This is a genomic window from Paenibacillus sp. NPDC093718 (assembly GCF_050279985.1).
Lineage (GTDB): Bacteria > Bacillota > Bacilli > Paenibacillales > Paenibacillaceae > Paenibacillus_AQ.
The window spans coordinates 325,854-346,820 of the sequence record NZ_JBNNUS010000002.1 but is presented as its reverse complement, the minus strand read 5'-3'; the positions used below and the strand labels follow the sequence as shown (position 1 = coordinate 346,820).

The following is a 20,967-nucleotide window of genomic DNA, read 5'->3' as shown; positions in this document are numbered from 1 at the left end:
AAGGGATCTGTGACGATATTGTTCTGGCATTTTTTTTGACGTGAATATATAATACAGGTATGATACAACTATCTTTTTTTGTTAAAACAAGGAGGTGAAGGTCTGATGGAAGCGTTAGCAATCCACGGGGGGGCTCCGGTTCGTACGAAGCCTTTCCCGCAGTGGCCTGTTTACGGCGAGGCTGAGGAACGGCACTTGCTGGAGGTGCTTCATTCGGGAAAATGGGGCGGGATCGGCCGCGTCAAGCTCCCTGAATTCGAGGAGCGGTTCGCCGCCTTCCACGGGGCTGCCCACGCGGTGACCGTCGTGAATGGGACCGTCGGGATTACAATTGCTCTGATGGCGGCAGGAGTCGGTCCGGGTGACGAAGTGATCATGCCGCCGTACACTTTTATTGCGACCGCGACATCCTCGCTTCTATTCGGAGCGATTCCCGTGTTTGCGGATGTAGAGCCGGACACGCTGCTGCTGGACCCCGATAAGATCGAGGCGTTGATTACGGCAAAAACGAAGGCGATCGTGACGGTGCATCTCGGCGGAGCCCCTTCGGATATGACCAGGCTGAGGACCATCGCAGATCGGCACGGCTTGACACTGATCGAGGACTCGGCACAGGCCGTCGGTGCCCGGTGGGAAGGGAAGGCTGTGGGAGCGTTGGGAGACCTGGGCACGTTCAGTTTCCAATCAAGCAAGAACATAAATGCGGGTGAGGGCGGCATTATTTTGACGAACGACAAGAAGCTGGCCGATAAAGCCTGGTCGCTGGTCAACGTGGGGCGCATTCGCGAGGGTGCCTGGTATCAGCATGAGCATATCGGCTGGAATTTGCGCATGACTGAATTTCAAGCAGCGGTGCTGCTCGGGCAGATGAGCCGTCTGGACGAACAGATGGACAAACGGGAGCGCAACGGCAAACTGCTGACCGAGCTGCTTGGGAACATTGTGGGCATTCATACGATCCGCAGGGATCCAAGGATCACGAAGCATGCATACCATCTATACCTGTTTAAACTGGATTCCAGTGTTGCCGACACCGTCGATAAGAACGAGGTGATCCGCCGTTTGAATTCGGAAGGTATTCCGGTCAGTTACGGTTATGTGTCGCTGAACCGCAACGAAGCCTTAATTCGCGAGATCGAGAGTCGGACGGGTGAGAGGCGGGTGCAGGATTGCCCCATCAGCGAACGGGCGTGCCAGAAGGAGGTTCTCTGGCTGCACCAAAACGTGCTGCTGGCCGAGGAAGAGGATATGGTTGACATCGCCAAAGCTGTACGCAAGGTAATGGCATCGTTAGGAACAGGGAGCATGGGTCGACCTTGAATGGCAACTGAGAGCTCGGATGAAACGGCAGAATAATCGCAGCTAATATCTGGATAACAAGACATACACATATAAGAAACCGCGATTATCGCGGTTTCTTGATTTAACGATATGAATATTAGCCATCGGCGGCGAGGATTCCATCATCCATATCGTTAGCGTATAAGCGCCTGAAATTTAATGGGGATACGCCGTTTTGAATTCGACGCCGCACGGACCGCCATTCGGATTGATGTCGAGATTAATTTCCGTACCGTCCTCCCGGAATAGCGGCCGATAGAAAGCACCGATCTTGGCAGCCGAGGCATTGGCGTAGTGGCAGATGAAGGCTCGGCGAAAACGGTTGGATTTGTTACGGTAGGAGCCGTGGATCAGGTTGCCGTTAAAGAACAGCACATCGCCTTTGTCCATGATCGCCGGGAGGGCCTTGCTGTCCTTGGGCGGCTTCACGAAATGGGTGGTGAACGACTCGTTCGAATCGGCTTCCTCCGGGCACACCAGAGCATAATCACTTGTTTTCGGAACGACGAGCAACCCGCCGTTCTCTTCATTAGACGCATCGATTGCGGTCCACGCCGCGATACAGTTCCCCGGCTCGACCTGCAGGTAAAAGTTGTCCTGGTGCAGCGCTTGACCGCGGGAACCCGGGGGTTTGTAATAGAACATGCTTTGAGCCGCGAGTGCAGGCTCGCCATACAAATCGGCCAGTACATCCATAACAGGCTTGTGCAGCATATATTTCTTCGCGGTCGGATTAAAGCGGTGCGGATGCATCACACGGGGATAACGCTTCAGCGGTTCGACAACTTCCTCATCCAACACCGGCTCAAAGTGGCCAGGAACGGTAGTATGACTGATCTCCTCAAACGTTGCTTCGATTTCTGACACCTCTTCCTGGCGGAAGAGCCCTTTTACGATTAAATAACCTTCCGTTTCGAACAATTGCAACTGTTCTTGAGTTAATACCCTTGGCTGCTTTTGCATGGGAATGCCTCCTGTAAGTTTATTGTTTTTCCTATTGACAATAGAATATCGCCTGCTTAACTTGAGAGGAAGTCAGTTTTCTGCTTATTAATACCGGGATTCTGCTATTCTGTTATTACAGGTACAAAAGGAGGAGAGGTTCATGCGAACGCCGGCGGGCAGGCACGTGAAACCCTTAGAAAGTACCGGCACCATTTTCGGCGACCATTTCGACCAAGACGATGCTTATCGTTTACGTCGCCCTCATGGTATGAAGGACTGGCTGCTTGTTTATACGCTGCATGGAGAAGGCTATGTCCGGACGCCTGCCGGAGAGAAACGCTGCGGGCCCGGGCAGCTTGGCCTACTGCGCGCCAATATCGCGCATGAATACGGAACTGTGCAGGGGAAACGCTGGAACTTCCTGTGGATTCATTATCCCGGACTTCCAGAAAACAGGATGCTGCGACATGAGGAGTTTCTGGTCGAAACGCTGCCCGATGAACGTGTCCGTGGGCGAGTCGAGCAAACATTTCGGAATGTACTTCAAGATTCGCTGGATCGTTTGGATCTATGGGAGGCACTGTGCGAGAATTCGGTGCGTGAAATTTTGCTTCTGCTTGCGCAGCGGATGAACAAAAGACTCGATCCCAGAGTCGAGCAGACCCTTGGTTTGCTGTCCCGATCGTTAAAAGAAGATATTCGAATTGATGCGATATCGCGAGAGATCGGAATATCGGGGTCAAGGCTGGCCCACTTGTTCAAGCAAGAAACGGGGTACACCATTGTGGAGCATCTGAATCAAATGAGGATTCGCCATGCCGCCTTATTGATGACCCATTCCGGCCGTACGGCGAACGAAGCCGCGCAGGATGTAGGATTTAACAGTTACAATCATTTTGCCGATCAGTTTCGCAAACAGTACGGGGTTTCACCGAGGCAGTTCCGCCAGGCGTGGAAGCCTACATGAAGGCTGCAAGGCTTAAGTTATCAATGAATTATACCAATAGAAGCTGCCTGAAAGAGCATTGTGTAGAATCACTCTGTACAACCTCCATGATGAGATGTTAACTTATAAGGATGTCCCTATTATAGAAAGAAGGTATTAAGTTGGCACGATCCTTATATGTTTCACTCATCCTCCTTAGTCTCATATGGGGAGGTTCGTTCTTTTTCGTCAAAAATTTGCTGCATGATTTCGGCCCGTGGGGGATCGCCTTTCTGCGATCAACCTTTGGATTTCTCTTCATCACAGTCGTTATGCTCATCATGCGAAAGCCGTTTGCCCTGCGGCAAATCCGCTGGCTGCCCACCATCGTGATCGCGATGATCAATATGGCCCTGCCATGGACCTTAATCGGGTTTAGTGAGACCAGGCTGGCCAGCAGCATGGCTTCGGTATTGAATGCAACGACGCCGATCTGGACCATGATCGTGGGGTTGCTGTTCTTCGGCTCTGTGTTTAGGCGGATTCAATGGATGGGCATGGGTGTGGCGCTTATCGGACTGATTATTCTGCTCGGCATTCGACCTGGATCATTTATTACCGTCGATTTCATTGGGTTTGCGACGATGATAGGTGCTACTTTGTGTTATGCCGTTGGTTCGCAGTTATCCAAACGTTTATTGGGCGGACTGAGTATGTATCAGTTAACGTTCGCAACATTGCTTGGGGCAATGGCAGGGAGTGGAGTAATCGCTCTTACAATGGAAAAGGTTGAACTTGCCAAGATCGTGGAGCCTGCCAATATAGGTTCTCTTGTTGGCCTGGGCATCTTCGGCTCTGGTGTAGCATATATTCTGTTCAATTATATGGTCTTGAAAGGGAGCCCCGAGTTCGCGACATCCGTCACTTATCTCGTTCCTGCAACGGCGATGATCTGGGGATATACACTGCTGGATGAACCGATTGGATGGAGCCTGATCATCGGCTTAATTCTCATTTTATCCGGGGTGTTTATCACAAATCGTGGCGGACGAACACAAAAAGAAAGAGTTGCTGCTGTAACTAAGTAACATTCAATAGCACCAAGAAGGACTGCTAAAGAGGCAGTCTTTTATTTTTTTATCCCCACGTTGTACTTTTTATGAAGCATTCAAGTAATTAAGGGATTTCGATATAAACGAAAATGAAGAATTTCCTAAAGAGCTTCCTAAAGAAGGAAGGATGCCGCGTGCGATACGAATTTATACTTTGCTCCGGGCCGCTTAAATTGCGGCTTTTTTCTTGTTAACCGTTGGGTGTTGTTATTTTCCTATTGGGTTCTAAGCTTGAAATTTTCGATGAAGATTTTGCGATTATTCTACCACTTTTGCAAAATCCACTTTGACCCATAATAGGACAAATGTAATGAAACATGATAAATATCGATTGACACCATCTTGGTATTTGCCTAATATACGGGCCAGACGGCCCCCGCCCATGTTCTATATTCTACTTATAAGGGGCTTATCAATCCATCGAAAAAGGAGGAGCCGTATACAAAAACAGAGACTAACGCCCGTTTGATATCCGTCTGCATGTGGAGCGATCTTTCGGGAAGTTAACGAGTAAATCTAAGGAGGTTATTTATGAGAATTAGAAAGGGTGGCAAGTACCAAGTCTTGATGTTTGCAATTTGTTTTATATTGGCATGCTCGGGAGGCGGTGGTGTCGCAGCTGCTTCCGGGGAGAGCAGGCTGGCTCAAAAAACGTATGGGACACCGGAAGAAATTCTGGTCCCTAACAACTATACGGTGGCCGTGTTCAACGGCACCACCGGCAAGGAAGAGGGCCGCAACGTGCTCTACGCGACCAGTAAAGGGAAGCCGGGTCATCTTAACGTCATTGATCTGGAGGATTATAAACTGCTGCGGAGCATTCCGATCGGACCTTCCGAAAGCTCCTGGGCACATACCACGGCACCGGACGGAACATTGTTCCTTGCAGCTGACGGCGGCGGAGCAAGGCTGTGGAGTTACTCTCCGGTTACTCATGTCCCTGTGCAGGTGGCGCAGTTTGACGGGCAGTCGGTCCCGAACAGCATCACCACGGATGAACAGGGCCGTGTGTATGTCGGAACCTATCCCGGCGGCAAAGTGTACCAGTACGACCCGGCTACAAAGCAGACAAAAGATTATGGCCGCGTCATCGGATTGCTTGATCAGGAATATGTGCGCTCCATTGCTTACCAGGGCGGCAATATCTATGCCGGTACCGCACATAAGCAGATCGTACGCGTGAACTTAACGACAGGTGAGAAAACGAATATCGCTGCTTCCTTGCCGGTTAAGGAAGACACCGTGTATGACTTGAGCACGATTGATAACCGTTATTTGTTTGCCAGATATACGGACGGAAGCGGCATTCCTGGAGAGGCGTTTATCTACGATACGCAGACGGAAAGCTGGATGGATGTTGTGCTGGAGAACGTAACGGGACTGCACGCAACGGACTCGCTTGACGGAAAACTGTATTATATGTCCGACAAGAAGCTGAAAACGTTTGATCTTGCCACACATGAGGTCGAGTTGACCGGGATGGAGTACAACAGCGGATTTCGGGGAGTAGATTGGGTGGAATTTCCGAACAATCCGGAATACCCGGGCAAAAATCTGGTTACCGTCCGATATGACGGCGGCGTTACGATCATGAACATCGAAACCAAGCAGGTACATCTGATGCCCCCGGTCATTCCGGGTCTGCCCGGCGTTGTAAACCGATTAAAAAGCGTATCCGATACAGAGTTGATCACAACCGGCTCGCAGGCACGTTCTTCGCTCGTTGATCTGACGGATAAAACGGCGACGCCGTTCAGCATCGGCCAGGCCGATAGCGTTCATGCCGTGGGCAATAAGGTGTATATGGGCGTGTATCCGGAGGGCGGACTGTACGAGTTCGATTTATCGACGGAGCCTGGAATGAACAATCCGAAGAGATTGGCCGTGCTGGGCAATGATCAGGAGAGGCTGGTGGATATCTCCAGTTCAAAAGGCAAATTGTACATTTCAACGATTTCCGGTTACGGAACCTTGGGCGGCTCACTGACCGTTTATGACACCGCTACCGGTGAAATAAACGTTCACCGCAATGTCGTCCAGAATCAGAGCGTGCTCAGCACCACGGTTCATGACGGCAAGGTGTTCGGCTCCACGACGATTCGGGGCGGACTCGGCTCCGAGCCGACCGAGGTGGAAGCGAAAATCTTTGTATGGGATGAGGAGAAGCAGCAAAAAATCACCGAGTTCCCGCTCAGGGTTCCGGGATTGGATAAACCGATTTTCATCGGCGATCTTTCCGCAGGTCCGGACGGCTTGATCTGGGGGGCGTCCTATGAATACATTTTTGCAATTGATCCCGATACCTATGAAGTAGTGAAGAGCAAAAAGGTGTATCCAAGCTTAAACTTCAGCCAATGGGCGCATCACCCGCTGCGTTGGTCGGAGGATGGGCTGCTCTATGTGCTGTTTAACAACAAACTAACGGTCATTGATCCTGAAACGCTGGAACATCGGACCTTGGCTGACACCTCCCGATTTGATCTGCACGCGGACGGGAACCTGTATTTCACGGATATGCAAACCAATACGATTCTGTATCGGATGGAAGTCGACGGAGAGGTCGTTGAAGAACCGCCGCATACGGCTGTTCCTGTTACCAATCCGGGCTTCGAAGAGGATTTGAAGGGGTGGGGTCCGTTATTCGCACCGGGTAACGGTTACCGCTATGATCTCAGTACAGAACGCAGTTTCACAGGAACGCACAGCCTGAAGATTACGGACACGCTGAGAACGGCATCCGTTGCCGTTCAGAGTGATCCGATTCCCGTTATCCCGGGAGAGGAATATACGGCGGGCATGAATCTCTATATTGAATCCGGACAGCCTGGCTTTATGTTCCGATTCTTTGATAGCAATAACGCGACCATCTCCACCTTGGAAACCCATTTGGATGAATCGCGATTGGCCCAATGGCAGAAAGTGACGCTAAGAGGGAAGGCTCCAGCTAATGCAGCTTACGCAAAACTGATTGCTGTAACCTCCAGATACAATGTGGCAACCGCCTATTATGACGATTTCTTTGTGACGGTAAAAGACACCGTGCCACCCGTCTCCACGGTTAGCCTATCTCCTTCTCCCAATGAGAACGGCTGGGTGAATTCCGATGTGTCGTTGTCCATCTCTGCCGACCGTGCGTACTCTATCGAATACTCTGCGGAAGGGGCGCAGCCGATAGAGAAAACCACGGTAAAAGGAAATACGGCCCAGGTTGATATCACGAAGGAAGGCGTCACAACCGTCACCTATTCCGCTGCAAACTCCTCAGGCGTGTCTGAGGTTCCAGGGACGCTGAAGGTGCAGATCGACAAGACGGCTCCGGTTGTAGAATTCACCGGTGAGCGTACGTACACGGTTACCGATTCCGTATACGTCTCATGCAGCGCCGACGATAGCTTGTCCGGGTTAGCTGAGAATCCATGCCTTCGTCCACTGATTGAACGTCCTGCCTATTTCTTCGAGCCGGGATCCCATGATATCTCCGTCACGGCAATCGATCTGGCGGGAAATAAAACGGAAGCGGTCTTTAGTTTCGAGGTGATTGTGACGTATGATAGCTTGTCCGCGCTTGCAGAGCATTTTGCCGCAAGCGATCCGGGACTCGCACAATCTCTGTCAACGAAACTCCTCAATGCCAAAGAGGCCGAGAATAGAGGCGACTCCTCTGCCAAGGAAGGCATGCTGAACGCCTTTTCCCATGAAGTCAGCGCACAATCAGGCAAAGTATTGACGGGTGAACAAGCAGAAGTGCTTGCCAAACTGGCAGGTCACCTGTAAGCAGGCGAAATCTCTAGTCCTTCGTAAATACGATACTTTATTTCTATTTCTTCGTTCATATTTAGAAACAGCCGCGTGAATCACGCGGCTGTTTTTTGTATTCCATAAAGACAAGATTCTTCATTTAACAAGCATGAAACGATGATTACTCTTCAATTATGATATGGAAATGCGGTACCGTCGAAATTTGTCATAACAAAAGTGTTGTTTATACTTCTAAAGTATCAATTTTTCGATGTTATATTGACTGGAAAATAAAACCTAACTAGAATGTGTTATAACAAATAATCAAGTGTATAAAAAATGTTAATACAAGTTGTTGGGAAGGAGGTGGTGCATTACCAAGCAAGCCGATATTAGTGCCCCAGCATGGCTAATATTGCTGACGCAATTTGATCGAGAAAAAGGAGGTCATGACAAAGCATGGACGCCCGATTAAACTCGGCATCCCCACAGCCCGCTCCAAAGCCCAACAAATGGACGCATGTTAAAAGGCAGCTTAAGCGAAATATCGGGTTGTATATCATTATCTCGCCGGCGGTGCTTTATTTTTTGATCTGGCATTATTGGCCGATGTACGGCGTTCAGATCGCCTTCAAGGATTTTATGCCCGGCCTTGGCATTTGGAACAGTCCATGGGTCGGGTTCGAGCACTTCGAGCGGTTATTTGACGCTTATTATTTTTGGACGATTCTGAAGAATACCATCGGGATCAGTTTATACGGTCTGTTGGTTGGCATTCCCGCTCCGATCTTGCTGGCGCTTTTGTTCAACGAGATTCGAAATCGTAAATTCCGCTCATTCGCCCAAAGCATCTCCTACGCACCGCACTTCATTTCGGTTGTGGTCGCGGTCGGTATTCTGTTCTTCTTTATCTCGCCGACGAATGGCGTCTTCAACTCCATCCTTGTTTCCTTGGGGAGGGAACCGGTCGATTATCTGGCAGAGCCATCGAAATTCTGGCATCTGTACGTCTGGTCGGGCGTATGGCAAGGAGTTGGCTGGTCTTCGCTCATCTACAGCGCTGCCATCTCGGGCATCTCGCCTGACCTGTACGAGGCGGCTTATATGGACGGGGCCAGCAAATTTAGGCGAATATGGCATATAACGATTCCCGGTATCGTTCCGACCATCGTGATCCTGTCCATCTTGAGCGCCGGCGGCATCATGAGTGTCGGCTTCGAGAAAATTCTGTTAATGCAAAACCCGATGAACCTCGAAACGTCCGAGGTGATCTCCACTTACATGTACAAGAGCGGACTACTCAACACCCAATACAGCTTTTCCGCGGCCGTTGGCCTGTTCAACAATGTGATCAACTTTATCATCCTGATTATCGTCAATGCGGTTGCACGCAAAGCGGGGGAGACCAGCTTATGGTAGAGGTCGTCGGTGCAGGATTAAGGAGGGAATGTAAGAAGTGCTGCTGAACATCAAACGAACGCCTGGAGAAAAGCTGGCTGATATCATCATTCTAGTGCTGTCCATTCTGGTAATCATCGTCATTTTGTACCCGCTTCTCTTTGTCTTGTTTGCTTCATTTTCCGATCCGCGCCAAATTTGGGACAAGCCGCTGCTGCTGTTCCCGGCAGGCTTCAATCTCGACAGTTATGCCAAAGTGTTCGAGAACAGCGAGATCTGGAGAGGGTATGCCAATACGCTTCTGTACGCATTCATAGGGACGGCGATCAATATTATGATGACGGTATTTGGCGCTTATCCGCTCTCCAGGAAGCGTTTTTACGGCAAGGGACTGTTTACACTGCTGTTTGCTTTCACCATGTTTTTCGGCGGTGGGCTGATCCCTCTTTATTTGGTAAACAAGGAGCTCGGACTTCTGAATACGATGTGGGCCTTGGTACTGCCTGGTGCGATCAGCGCCTACAACATGATTATTATGCGAACCTACTTCCAGACCCGGATTCCGGTGGAGCTCGAAGAGAGCGCCTACGTCGACGGCTGCAATGATTTTCATATGCTGTATCGAATCGTGCTGCCTTTGTCGATGCCGATCATTGCCGTAATGATCCTGTTCTACGGGGTCGGCCATTGGAACTCTTATTTTGACGCTATGATTTACTTGACGGATCGTAGTAAATTTCCGCTGCAGCTGATTTTAAGAGAAATACTGGTTCAGAACGACTTCAAGGAAATGGCCGGAATATCGGTCGGTGCCGAATATGCGGATCAGATGATGGTCAAGGAAGGCTTGAAATATGCGATCGTCGTATTATCCGCGCTGCCGCTGCTCCTGTTGTATCCGCTGTTGTCGCGTTTCTTTGAGAAAGGCATCATGGTGGGAGCTATCAAAGGGTAAGCCGATATAGAGAGCGGTCATTACCGCTTGGAACTCATTATCATGAAAAGAGGGGATATGGATATGAGAAAAGGAATGAAACTTCTGCTTGCCTTAACGATGTCATTTTCGTTGACGCTTTCCGCCTGCGGCGGTTCAGGGGGTAAGGCGGAGCCGGAACCGGCCGGAACGGACGGAGATCCCGGGAACATCAAGCTAAGGATCGTTAAACGCGGATATACCGATGTGCATCCACCAGCCGATCAATTATGGATGTGGCAAAAATACGAAGAAATGTCCGGCATTCAAGTCGAATTTGAGGAGCTGGCGGGCTCCGCCGTCAACGAACGAAAAAATGTCATGCTCGGCTCCAACGACCTGCCGGATGCATTCTATCGCATTGCTTTCGGCACCGACGAGTTGATGAAATACGGCAAACAGGGTTTATTTGTTCCGCTCGAGGACCTGATTGAGCAGCATGCTCCGAATTTGAACAAACTCCTGAAGGACAATCCGGACATTAAGGGAGCCATCACGATGTCGGACGGACATATTTATGCCCTGCCTTACGTTGATTTCTCGAAAGCATTCAATTCCGTTCGTTTGTATATCCACAAGGGTTGGCTCGATGAAGCGGGACTAGATGTTCCGAAGACGACCGAGGAGTTTCGCCAGGCGCTCATGAAGGTGCGGGAGAAGGACAGCTCGCGTCTGGGCTGGGTGCTCGAGTCTTCTTATTGGACTTTCCTGGAGAGTTTCTTGGCTGGCAGCTTCGGTATGGGGGAAGGCGGTGCCAAGGCATTCGGTCAATATCTATATAAGGACGCGGACGGACAGGTCAAGACAACGTTTAATGATCCGAAGTACAGAGAGCTGCTCCGATACATGAGCGATTTGTACAAGGACGGGTCACTGGCCCAGCAAAATTTTACGACAGGCTATGATTATGCGAAGTGGTCTACGGACGGCTCCAACAATCTGATCGGTTCGTTTGTATGGGAAGGACCGGGATATATCGGTAAGGATGCAGCCGAGAACTATGTGGGCATTCATGCCCTCGAGGGGCCGAACGGGGATAAAGTCGCTGGGGTACTGGGGCCGCCGGCCAAAGGGATTTTCGGTTTCGTCATCACCAACAAAAACAAATATCCGGTTGAAACCATCAAGTGGATCGATTATTTCTATGGGGAGGAAGGGATTAACTTTGCCACCTTTGGACTTGAGGGCGAAACCTATGAAATGGTTGACGGCAAACCGAAATACAAGGACGAGATTTTAAATTACAAGGGCGGCGTGCAGCTGGGCGCTTTCCAATATGTCGATAATGTGTATGGTGCTTATTATCCATATGTTGAGCCAGACGACGATTTGCGGATGGCGGCGCGTGGGACGACGGTAGCCGACGAGATTAAGGCGGATCCGGCTGAGCTGGATCAGTTGGCGCCCAAAGAGCTTTGGCCTGATTTTGTTCCTACGGATGAGGAAGCCAATCAAACGAGCGCGATCCTGACCGATATTAATAAATACATTGAGGAGATGCGGGTGAAGTTTGTGACGGGGAAAGCCAGCCTGGACACGGACTGGGATAACTACGTAAAGACTCTGGACAAAATGGGAGCCCAGAGCTACTTAGATATCAAACGAGCGCAGTATGAACGTTATACAAATGTAAAGTAATCGATATGACTCGAAGAAGGATGATAGGAGCGGTTTACATGCCAATGATGCAAACGCTATAATTTTAGTACGACAAGATTTACACTGGAAAATAGATAAAGATGGGATGAGAACCAAGTTGACCAAAGACAATAAACCACCGCTGTACCGCGTGATGATGGATGAGCTGAAATCGCAAATTTCTTCGGGCCACTATGCTCCTGAAGCCCAGCTTCCTACGGAGGCCGAGCTGAGCTCCACCTTCGGCGTGAGCCGTATTACAACAAGAAGAGCGCTTGAGGAGCTGGAGCGGGACGGGTTTATCTACCGTGTCAAGGGAAGCGGCAGCTTTGTTAAACCACGGCAACGTGGGCAGGAGCAGCGGTCGGTTGGAATGGATAAAATGATATCGCTTATCCTGCCTTCCGAAGACGATCGCGGCACGATGGGATATATTCGCGGAGCTTCGGACTGGCTCAACGCGAACGGTTACTATTTGAGCATTCACCAAAGCGACTACGATTCCCAGAAAGAACGCGATCTGCTGGAAATGCTGACCCGAAAGGGCATTGCGGCCATTATATTGTATCCGCGGAACGATCAGACGAACTACGACATTTTGCATCGACTTTGCCTTGAAGATTATCCGATCGTGACGATCGATAAATATTTTGACAGTCTGCCGCTAGGGGCGGTGGTTTCTGACAATTTCAGTGGTTCCTATCAAGCCGTATCCAGGCTGATTGAGCTCGGTCATCGAAAGATCGCGTTTCTTACAGCAGTCAGCATTGAATCAACCTCTTCGGTGCGCAACCGGTATTTCGGATACTGCCAAGCGCTGAAGGACCATGGACTTCCCGTTGATAGCCGTTATATCAGGCTGAATATGAAGGATTATCGGGAGAAGGTTGGCTTTGAACGATTTTATAATGAGCTGCTGGACTCTTACCGGACGGAAGGGGTAACGGCTGTTCAGACGGAGAATGATCTGATCGCCGCCAACCTGCTGAACCGCTGTTTGGAACGAGGGATCCGTATTCCGGAGGATATTTCGATCATAGGCTTTGATAATAATCCTCTCACAGAGCATGTCATGATTCCGCTGACCACCGTTGAGCAGAATTTTTACGAGATTGGACGCCAAGCTGCCGAACATGTTGTAAACTGGCTCGAGAGAGGGAAACAGACACCGGACCGGACACTGATCCCCGTCAAGCTGGTGGAGCGTGATACAACCGCAGCTGCTCCGAGAGGGAAAGTCACGGAGTAGTTAGGATATGAAAGGATGATATGAAGGCTGATTGCCGGGCAGGGCCTCTTACCCGCTGCAATCAGCCTTTTTATAAGTATGTAAAAGTTGAGTATAAAAATTCTCTACTAACTCAAACACTCCGTAAGGATGGTACATTATTTAGAGGAACGGATTTCGATAAGCGCTGTCCATTAGAGAGATCTATCTGACCAACGGCGATTTGAACTCCCTCCGGACACGTAAAGATGACACCTAGCGAACCAAGACATGAAAGGAGGTGAACAACATGTGTACCATTCATATGCTGGTGGGAATACCCGGCAGCGGAAAAAGCTATTATGCCAAACAATTATGCAAAAGCGAGCGGGTCGTCATCGTTGCGACGGATTCGATCCGTGAAAGATTGTTCGGCAGCGAATCCAAACAGAAAAATACGTATCTGGTATTTGATGCAGCTTTCGCCGAGATCGAACAGGCGCTTGCGGCCGGACGAAATGTCGTTTTTGATGCCACCAATGTCAGCCGGGAGCGGAGACAGAAGTTTTTGAAGCGATTTGGCGATCGATCGGTGGAATGCCATATCTGCACAACCCCTTATGAAGTGGCTCTGGAAAGAGTCAAGGGACGAAAACGCCGGCTCGACGAGAGGATCTTGACGAAATATGCCAAGAACCTTGAATTTCCTGTCATGAGAGAAGGATTCAGTGATCTGCATCTCGTTCATGAGTATAGCGAAACGCAGCTTACAAGAGAAGGACTGGAAGTGCTGTTAACACGCAGACCGGGTCATGATGAGTTATTTCTCTACTTGTCCCAATCTCCCTATTTCAATGTGATGCTGGGATATGATCAGGAGAACCCGTACCATTCCAAAACGTTGTCGGAGCACACGTATGCCGTGCTGGAATATATCAATGCTTTCTATGAAGGCGAGCACCTGCTGGCTATGCAGTTAGCAGCACTGTTCCATGACGCGGGCAAGCCGTTTTGCAAAGTATGGAAGCAAGCAAGAGGGTACTATTCCTATTATGGGCACGAGCACGTATCGGCAAGCATTGCCTGCCATACATTGAAGGACCTTGGATATGATGATGCGTTCATTCAGTACGTCGTTCAACTTGTGAGCTTTCATATGGAAATTTTGCATGGAGGGGATGCAGGGGCATCCCAAATCTATCATTTGTTAGGCGAAGATATGCTGGCTGAGCTGTATTTCTTCGCGGAAGCCGATACCTTCGGCAAATAAGGAGGTGAACAACAATGAAAATAAAGTATCCCAAAACGATGCATTTGCCTTGGTCCAGAGGATATACGGATGACGATAAGATTTTACGAAACACGGACCATTTTACGGGACAGGAGGTCGTCATTACCGAGAAAATGGACGGGGAGAACACCACGATGTACCCCGGTTTCATTCATGCCAGATCGCTGGACAGCAAGGATCATCCTTCCCGTCATTATGTGAAGACGCTGCATGGGGGCATCAAGTATTTGATTCCGGAGGGATATCGTCTCTGCGGGGAAAACGTATATGCCAAGCATTCACTTTCGTATGCGGCGCTGCCTGCCTATTACATGCTGTTTTCGGTGTGGAATGAGTCAAATGTATGCCTCTCATGGGATGAAACAGAGGAATGGGCGGAACGTCTGGGGCTTGTATCGGTTCCTGTCTTGTACCGGGGAGTCTGGGACGAGGGTGCTGCCAAAGCATGTTATACGAAGCAGTCAAACTGTGGAGGGGAACAGGAAGGTTATGTGGTTCGGCTGGCTTCCTCATTCGCTTATGACGATTTTAAACGCAGCGTTGCCAAGTTCGTGCGCAAGAATCACGTACAAACCGATGAGCATTGGCTAAGCAAACCGATCGAACCGAATCGTTTGGCTGCTGGGGAATAATCGGCAAGGTTGTATTATGAACATTAACTATTAGAAATTGAGGTGTTGATCATGTAATTCGAGATTGCTTTTTATATGAGATGAAGTGAATACATAGACACGAGCTGCCGCTTAAATCGGGGCTTTTTTTATTGTTGTTTGTACATAGGGTTACCACATTTTGTTAGTTCGAGTATAATGAACCTATACATATGGATCTAAATACAGACCATCATTATTTCATGATCGGAGAAAAGATGAATAAGAAGATGTTTCGAGTTTCTGCTCCTTCAGGGATCAGATTGATGATTTCGATGTTGATTTTAATCGCTATTCTTCTTGGAAATATAATAAGAGGCCGTGAAGAAAGGGACTTCTTTTATTATGTATGGATTGTATGGTTGGTTCTTTGCTCCGCAATATTCATCATCTCCGTATATCGAACCTATCTGATGAAACCAGGCGTGATGGAAATGGCTCAAGACGGAATCGTCATAAACGGTACAGTAATTAACGTAGAAGCTGTGAAATGTTTGCTGATCAACCATGACAGGAAACCGGTGATCGGGATCAAGCCGAAAGGGCGTGCAATCGTACCTCTAAAGTTATGTTTTACGTTCGCGGAGGATCAGACGGAGGGAATCAGGCAGCTGGAGATTTGGGCACGCGAAAGACAGGTAAAGGTGTCAAAGGGATATTTTATGAGATGGATGTAGAAAGCACTTACTGTTTATAACACCTAAAGGAGGATGATAATGGAGGGGTTATACTCATTTATTATCCTTGTTATTTGTGTTGGTCAATGGGTCCTAAGGAAGATCATCGACGTAGGCGAGGAAGAGATGCGTGACACACCGGTGTATAAATGGTATCTTCTGGGCTCATGGGCTTTATTAATTCCGATACTCATCCTTGTATGGACGATGGATAGAAGCAGACCCTATCCCATATGGCCATTCTTATTATCCGTAATCTTCTGCTTTCGCGGATATATGGAGTGGAAATACATACGCGAAAGCAGGCACCATCAAGTGTCAATCCTATTGGCTGCAGTTTCACTTTTCTTCACAGGTTTGATGATATTCATTCTCTTATTAAAATATTAAAACAAAAAAAGCAATCAAGAAGAAATGTCCCGGAGATGGGTCAGCTATAATGTAATCAGGTGTTTAGACATGGATTTCATTATGGGGAGAGGCAAACATGAATAATATGTTCAATCATTTAGATATGACCCGAATATTAAACCGAATCGACACATTAAGCGCTCAATCACAACCGTTATGGGGAAAAATGGATGTTGCCCAAATGCTGTCTCACTGCTCCGCGTTCCAAGACATCGCCATGGGCATCACAAACCCGCCAAGAGGCTGGTTAGGTAGGCTGGTAGGGAATCTCGCGAAGCCTGTGTTTTATAATGAAAAACCGTTACCCCGCAATATGTCTACGATTCCGGATATTTTGATTGCGGATCCAAGGGAATTTGAAACGGAAAGAGAACAATTGAAAGAAAAAATTAAAGCATTCCAAAAGAACGGACCTGAGAGATGTACCACGCATCCTCATGCATTCTTCGGTAAATTGACTCCGGAGCAATGGGGGAGGGGATTATACAAGCATCTGGACCATCACTTGAAACAGTTTGGTGTTTAAGGCTCAGGAAACCTGTGCAGTATTGATGCGAATATCCCCCCGTCGAGCCAGCATACAACGTACGTTGGCTCTACGAGGTTGAAGGGTTTTGCTGCAGATTATCTATTTTTCTTTATAACCAATCCACGTATTTCTCCATTGTAAACTCGCCTTCCAGCTCCAGTCTGGTATCCGGCTTACTGCCGTCATAATAGTTGATGTCCATCGTTGTCCCAGTCCAATATACGTAAAATACGCCATTTCCTCTATATTCGATGCGTCCCCGGTTATCATTGACCTCCTGGTGCTCAAAGTAATACAGCCTTGCATCCAGGCTTCTGGAGTTCTCGTTATAACCCTGGGTAATCGTAAATTCCAGCGGAGCAAAGACATCGAGTTTTAACGTATCCGGATAAATCGTAAGCTCCGCATCCGGATTGTTCAGTAATTCATCCGAGTCCGGTAAAGACTGGAGCGGCTCGGGTTCCGTCTCTGTCTCGAACCAGAGCATGATTTGCGGCCGTTCATTGACTTGGCTGCGGGTTGCATAGGCTTTGGATTCGGCCAAAGCGTGTTTTTCGGTTCCGTTATAACGGATTAAAGTTAAAGTTCCTGTCATGCGAATCTCCTTATTTATTATTTCTTGTGAACATCGAACCATTGCACCTTTCGATTACATATACCTTGTAATGGTACGGTTAGATTAAACGATCAGACATCTTTACTGAAGCGATAAATATTCCAGCAGGGCATCCATTTGCTCGCTTCCCAAAAGATCAGTCAGTGATGGCATCACATGGGCGAGAAAATCCGGTTTGGTCTCATAGGTTTCTTCGTCGCTGGTTTCACCTTGGAAATGAAGAGCACCTTGAATGAGAATGGACAGCGCGTGAATTAACCGAATTATAACACGCCAAGTCACCGTGGTTAAGCGTGGGGAATACAAACTCAGGAATGAAATATGGTAGAATATCCCGTATGAGGGGGCAACGAGAGATGAAATATGAATTCAATATTACAGCGTCGATTTCCGAGCTCGTATGGTATCCGGATGAACGCTCTGACGAGTATAAAGTACACCCGAATTTCAAAGCGGTGATGGATCGGCTTGGCATAACGGTTCCCGTAAGAAATATATATGAACGGTACTTCGATAGCCCGGTGAATAGCGGACATGTTCTGGTATACCATGAGGTGGAGGATTCGGTCTCCTGCATCGTGCTGGACACGTATCGCGATCCGCTGGATCAGCTGGATATGATTCAGCTGGGTTGGCGAAGCCATAGTGGGGGTAACGAGATTCGCCGGCTATCCCGCAAATTTTATGATGAATGTGAGTTTGCGGTCCGCTACCAGGAAGGACAATCGGTATTGTACGAAATGCTGCGCGAAGATCGATACCCACGGCAATTCCGCTATGATACGGAATTTGAGCAGAAGATGAAACGATACGTAAATTTCGCGGGATCCCCTAAATTTAAGGAGTGAGCAAGCTATGAATATATCAAAATCGCATATTCGTCCTTTTCCGGCTTACGAGGATGTATTCGAAGGCGACGTGGAGCGGTACCGGCAGCATTTTCTTCCGATTATTTCCGTAAATCTGCAGTGCCTGTTTCCCGGCGAGGATCAGTGGCTGCACTTTGTGTCCGTCAAAGAAATTTACGACGGCAGCGTCGGTGAAGAAACCGTGTCCGAACACCGGCAGTTTACCAAGGAGGATATGCTTGGCTTTGATGTGGTGAACGGAAAATATCGGTTCGAAGCGGATTGGAACTACTTTTTACTCGAGCAGGAACCGGATCATGAAACACTGATAGAAGCCTATGCCGACAATGAGCGGGACTTTATGGCTCGCAAGCAGTTCTATGAAGAGCAGGGACATATCTTCCCATACTCGTCATTCGGCCGCGCTGCCGGATCAGCGAATGAACTGAAACGTGAATACCAGGAAAAGCTGGAAAAGGGCTGGGGATTGAGCTTTCCTGAGATTAACGGACTCCTGGATGACATCGGATTTATGTCGGATGAAGCACAGCGGGATTTGCAGGAAGAGGGGGAATCTCTTGAGGACTGGCTGAGCTTCGAGCAGACCAATCTGCTGCATGTGCCCCGTACGCCGGAGGGTAATACTTTTACATATATTGGTCGGTTAACGGGATATTACTTTCAGGCCTATGGGGCTGATGCGTTATACCTGTTCTACTCAAAGGAGCTGCGCAAGGCTGTCATTTGCTTGGAATATACTTGAACTGCGTCTTAAGCTAGGCCATGATGACGAATGTCCAGGTTAGAAATACAAGCAGCCTCGTGAATGGAGGGCTGCGAGATCATTCCTGTTGATCCGCCTCTAAGGCCCATTTCGCTCGATAAGCGGCAGGGGGGATGCCCTTGAACTTGGTGAACAGCCTTGTGAAGTAATGAATGGATGAGAACCCGGTTCGCTCTGCAATCACCTTGATGGGATCTTGGGTGTGCTGGAGCAGTAACTCGGCTGCCCGGATCCGTTCGGTGCGAACCATGGAGGTAAAGGATTCATGAATGCTCTCCGCAAACAATCGGGATAATTGCCGCTCGGACACATTCAGGTAAGCCGCCACTTCGGGTAGTGACACAGGCCCGCTGAGGTTGTCTCTTATGTACAACTTTGCCTTTTGAATGAGTTGTAACGCGGATGATAGGAGAGGAGCGCTTTCGAAGCTGCCGGAAGCCCCGAGCAGTCCAGGAAAGGATTGCAGGAGTACATGCGCCAGCTTGGGCAGAAGCGATGCAGGCAGCGAGTCATCGGCTTCCGACCGGACCAGCATGGATTTCCATATTTGGGTGGCGGGTGATTCGCCCGCATGCTCGGTCCAAACAGCACATCGATCAAGCGCTTCCATGTATTTCACCGATACATCCGGAGCTGACGGTTTCTCCATCGCTTCAAACGCAACGAACAACAGATTCAGATCGTGAACGTCTTTAATCTGATGTAACCGACCTGGGCGTGTACAGAAAGCTACCCCCTCATATAAGGGATATGTCTCATTTCCGTCTGTATATACACCGGTCCCGCCGTCCACATAACAAATCTCATAGAATGAATGCCGATGTATGGAATTGGCTGTCAAATGCCGGACGGTCCCCCAGTAATGGACAAGGAACGAGAGGCTTTCACCCTCAAGCCGTCCGGCATAACGATTAAGGCGTTCCTCGCTTTTGCTCCAATGATACAAGGCGGTTTACAGCTCCTTTGGCGTAATTTTGCAAAACGTCGTCATCCCCGTGCAAATACGATTTCGCTTGCCCTTACTATAATTAAACTAGATATTCCATAAAATATCGAGAGGGTGCATGGTGATGATTGACGAGAAGGATGTGCAATTTTACAAAGAGAATGGGTACCTGCTGGTCCGGGGCGTTTATAATCAACAGGAAGTTGAGGATATGAAAGCGGCAGTTGATGGGATCATCCAGAGGGCGGCACGCGCCAAATCAGATCAAAACCATGCCTGGCAAGGTGACTTCCTGCCGCCTGAGCAGCTTAAGAAGCTGGTCCTGAAAGGTTTTCACGATGTGCACTACCATGATGCCGCGTTCATGCGAGCGGCAATCCATCCCCGTATGACAGAAGCGTTGAACGGAATTATCGGACCAAATGTGCAGCTGCATCATTCGAAAATGCTGGTGAAGCCTCCTGCTAACGGGGCCGCGTTTCCCATGCATCAAGACTATCCGTATTTCCCACATCGCGATCACACCATGTTAGCAGCCAGCGTTCATCTCGACGATGCCGATATGGAGAACGGCTGCCTATGCGTTGTGCCGGGATCCCATAAACAGGGCGTTTTGCCGCATATCGGCGCTTACTATTTGAACCACAAGGAGTATCCATTATCTTCGGGAACCCCGTGCCCAGCCAAGGCGGGTGATGTGCTCTTCTTTAATTACCTGACCATTCATGGCTCGGACGTGAACCGGAGCGATCGTACGCGGAGAAACATCCTGTTCCAATATCGTGATGCAACGGATGTCCCTACAGCGGATGTTCACTTCGATTGGGGAATGGGTCTAATGGTAAGCGGAACCAATCCGGATTTCAACAACGTGAAGCCAAAATATGAAATCATCGGTTCGAAATGACCACATCATAGTGCTGATCCCTTTGCTGAAT

General features: G+C 48.9%; 20 protein-coding genes. 16 read left to right on the top strand and 4 right to left on the bottom strand.

All coding sequences use genetic code 11. The features are described from left to right. Nucleotides 1-105 precede the first annotated feature (105 nt). Nucleotides 106-1,320 carry a DegT/DnrJ/EryC1/StrS family aminotransferase gene (locus tag ACQKPA_RS07355; protein ID WP_427490826.1) on the top strand — a complete coding sequence of 405 codons (1,215 nt, stop codon included), beginning with the start codon at nucleotides 106-108 and terminating at the stop codon, nucleotides 1,318-1,320. A gap of 177 nt (nucleotides 1,321-1,497) precedes the next feature. On the opposite strand, the gene ACQKPA_RS07350 is transcribed toward ACQKPA_RS07355, so the two are convergent. Continuing rightward, on the bottom strand, nucleotides 1,498-2,304 hold the full coding sequence (locus ACQKPA_RS07350) for a phytanoyl-CoA dioxygenase family protein (protein ID WP_427490824.1): 807 nt from the start codon (nucleotides 2,302-2,304) through the stop codon (nucleotides 1,498-1,500). 142 nt (nucleotides 2,305-2,446) lie between these two features. Here ACQKPA_RS07350 and ACQKPA_RS07345 point away from each other — a divergent pair, with 142 nt between their 5' ends. The 12 genes from ACQKPA_RS07345 to ACQKPA_RS07290 all read left to right on the top strand — a co-directional run bounded on the left by ACQKPA_RS07345 (nucleotide 2,447) and on the right by ACQKPA_RS07290 (nucleotide 16,832). Continuing rightward, nucleotides 2,447-3,253: a helix-turn-helix domain-containing protein gene (locus ACQKPA_RS07345; RefSeq protein ID WP_427490822.1), complete on the top strand. Its 807-nt coding sequence runs from the start codon at nucleotides 2,447-2,449 to the stop codon at nucleotides 3,251-3,253. Nucleotides 3,254-3,393: 140 nt separating this feature from the next. Next, entirely contained in the window at nucleotides 3,394-4,299 is a 906-nt protein-coding gene (locus ACQKPA_RS07340) for a DMT family transporter (protein WP_427490820.1), read from the top strand. Between the two features lie 555 nt (nucleotides 4,300-4,854). Next, complete coding sequence (locus tag ACQKPA_RS07335) at nucleotides 4,855-8,097, top strand: hypothetical protein (RefSeq protein ID WP_427490818.1); 3,243 nt, start codon at nucleotides 4,855-4,857, stop codon at nucleotides 8,095-8,097. A 423-nt stretch (nucleotides 8,098-8,520) separates the two neighbouring features. Then, nucleotides 8,521-9,480 carry an ABC transporter permease gene (locus tag ACQKPA_RS07330; protein WP_427490816.1) on the top strand — a complete coding sequence of 320 codons (960 nt, stop codon included), beginning with the start codon at nucleotides 8,521-8,523 and terminating at the stop codon, nucleotides 9,478-9,480. A 37-nt stretch (nucleotides 9,481-9,517) separates the two neighbouring features. Continuing rightward, nucleotides 9,518-10,414 carry a carbohydrate ABC transporter permease gene (locus ACQKPA_RS07325; protein WP_216531383.1) on the top strand — a complete coding sequence of 299 codons (897 nt, stop codon included), beginning with the start codon at nucleotides 9,518-9,520 and terminating at the stop codon, nucleotides 10,412-10,414. 63 nt (nucleotides 10,415-10,477) lie between these two features. Continuing rightward, entirely contained in the window at nucleotides 10,478-12,070 is a 1,593-nt protein-coding gene (locus ACQKPA_RS07320; RefSeq protein ID WP_427490814.1) for an ABC transporter substrate-binding protein, read from the top strand. A 118-nt stretch (nucleotides 12,071-12,188) separates the two neighbouring features. Continuing rightward, entirely contained in the window at nucleotides 12,189-13,319 is a 1,131-nt protein-coding gene (locus ACQKPA_RS07315; protein ID WP_427490812.1) for a GntR family transcriptional regulator, read from the top strand. Between the two features lie 268 nt (nucleotides 13,320-13,587). After that, nucleotides 13,588-14,547: an AAA family ATPase gene (locus ACQKPA_RS07310; RefSeq protein ID WP_427490810.1), complete on the top strand. Its 960-nt coding sequence runs from the start codon at nucleotides 13,588-13,590 to the stop codon at nucleotides 14,545-14,547. 14 nt (nucleotides 14,548-14,561) lie between these two features. After that, on the top strand, nucleotides 14,562-15,200 hold the full coding sequence (locus ACQKPA_RS07305) for an RNA ligase family protein (protein WP_427490808.1): 639 nt from the start codon (nucleotides 14,562-14,564) through the stop codon (nucleotides 15,198-15,200). A 452-nt stretch (nucleotides 15,201-15,652) separates the two neighbouring features. After that, complete coding sequence (locus tag ACQKPA_RS07300) at nucleotides 15,653-15,895, top strand: hypothetical protein (RefSeq protein ID WP_427490806.1); 243 nt, start codon at nucleotides 15,653-15,655, stop codon at nucleotides 15,893-15,895. A 33-nt stretch (nucleotides 15,896-15,928) separates the two neighbouring features. Then, nucleotides 15,929-16,285, top strand: coding sequence for a DUF4181 domain-containing protein (locus ACQKPA_RS07295; RefSeq protein ID WP_427490804.1), 357 nt, complete (start codon nucleotides 15,929-15,931; stop codon nucleotides 16,283-16,285). Nucleotides 16,286-16,382: 97 nt separating this feature from the next. Then, nucleotides 16,383-16,832: a DUF1569 domain-containing protein gene (locus ACQKPA_RS07290; protein ID WP_427490802.1), complete on the top strand. Its 450-nt coding sequence runs from the start codon at nucleotides 16,383-16,385 to the stop codon at nucleotides 16,830-16,832. Nucleotides 16,833-16,944: 112 nt separating this feature from the next. Here ACQKPA_RS07290 and ACQKPA_RS07285 read toward each other — a convergent pair whose 3' ends face one another. After that, entirely contained in the window at nucleotides 16,945-17,430 is a 486-nt protein-coding gene (locus ACQKPA_RS07285; protein WP_427490800.1) for a hypothetical protein, read from the bottom strand. Nucleotides 17,431-17,532: 102 nt separating this feature from the next. Continuing rightward, on the bottom strand, nucleotides 17,533-17,733 hold the full coding sequence (locus tag ACQKPA_RS07280) for a hypothetical protein (protein ID WP_427490798.1): 201 nt from the start codon (nucleotides 17,731-17,733) through the stop codon (nucleotides 17,533-17,535). Nucleotides 17,734-17,807: 74 nt separating this feature from the next. Between ACQKPA_RS07280 and ACQKPA_RS07275 the strand changes: the two genes are divergently transcribed. Both ACQKPA_RS07275 and ACQKPA_RS07270 read left to right on the top strand, forming a co-directional pair. Further along, nucleotides 17,808-18,299: a hypothetical protein gene (locus ACQKPA_RS07275; protein ID WP_427490796.1), complete on the top strand. Its 492-nt coding sequence runs from the start codon at nucleotides 17,808-17,810 to the stop codon at nucleotides 18,297-18,299. Nucleotides 18,300-18,306: 7 nt separating this feature from the next. Further along, a complete protein-coding gene (locus ACQKPA_RS07270; protein ID WP_427490794.1) occupies nucleotides 18,307-19,062 on the top strand; it encodes a siderophore biosynthesis protein in 756 nt (251 codons plus the stop codon). A gap of 79 nt (nucleotides 19,063-19,141) precedes the next feature. Here ACQKPA_RS07270 and ACQKPA_RS07265 read toward each other — a convergent pair whose 3' ends face one another. Then, complete coding sequence (locus tag ACQKPA_RS07265) at nucleotides 19,142-20,029, bottom strand: helix-turn-helix domain-containing protein (protein ID WP_427490792.1); 888 nt, start codon at nucleotides 20,027-20,029, stop codon at nucleotides 19,142-19,144. Between the two features lie 124 nt (nucleotides 20,030-20,153). Here ACQKPA_RS07265 and ACQKPA_RS07260 point away from each other — a divergent pair, with 124 nt between their 5' ends. Continuing rightward, nucleotides 20,154-20,936: a phytanoyl-CoA dioxygenase family protein gene (locus tag ACQKPA_RS07260; protein WP_427490790.1), complete on the top strand. Its 783-nt coding sequence runs from the start codon at nucleotides 20,154-20,156 to the stop codon at nucleotides 20,934-20,936. Nucleotides 20,937-20,967 lie beyond the last annotated feature (31 nt).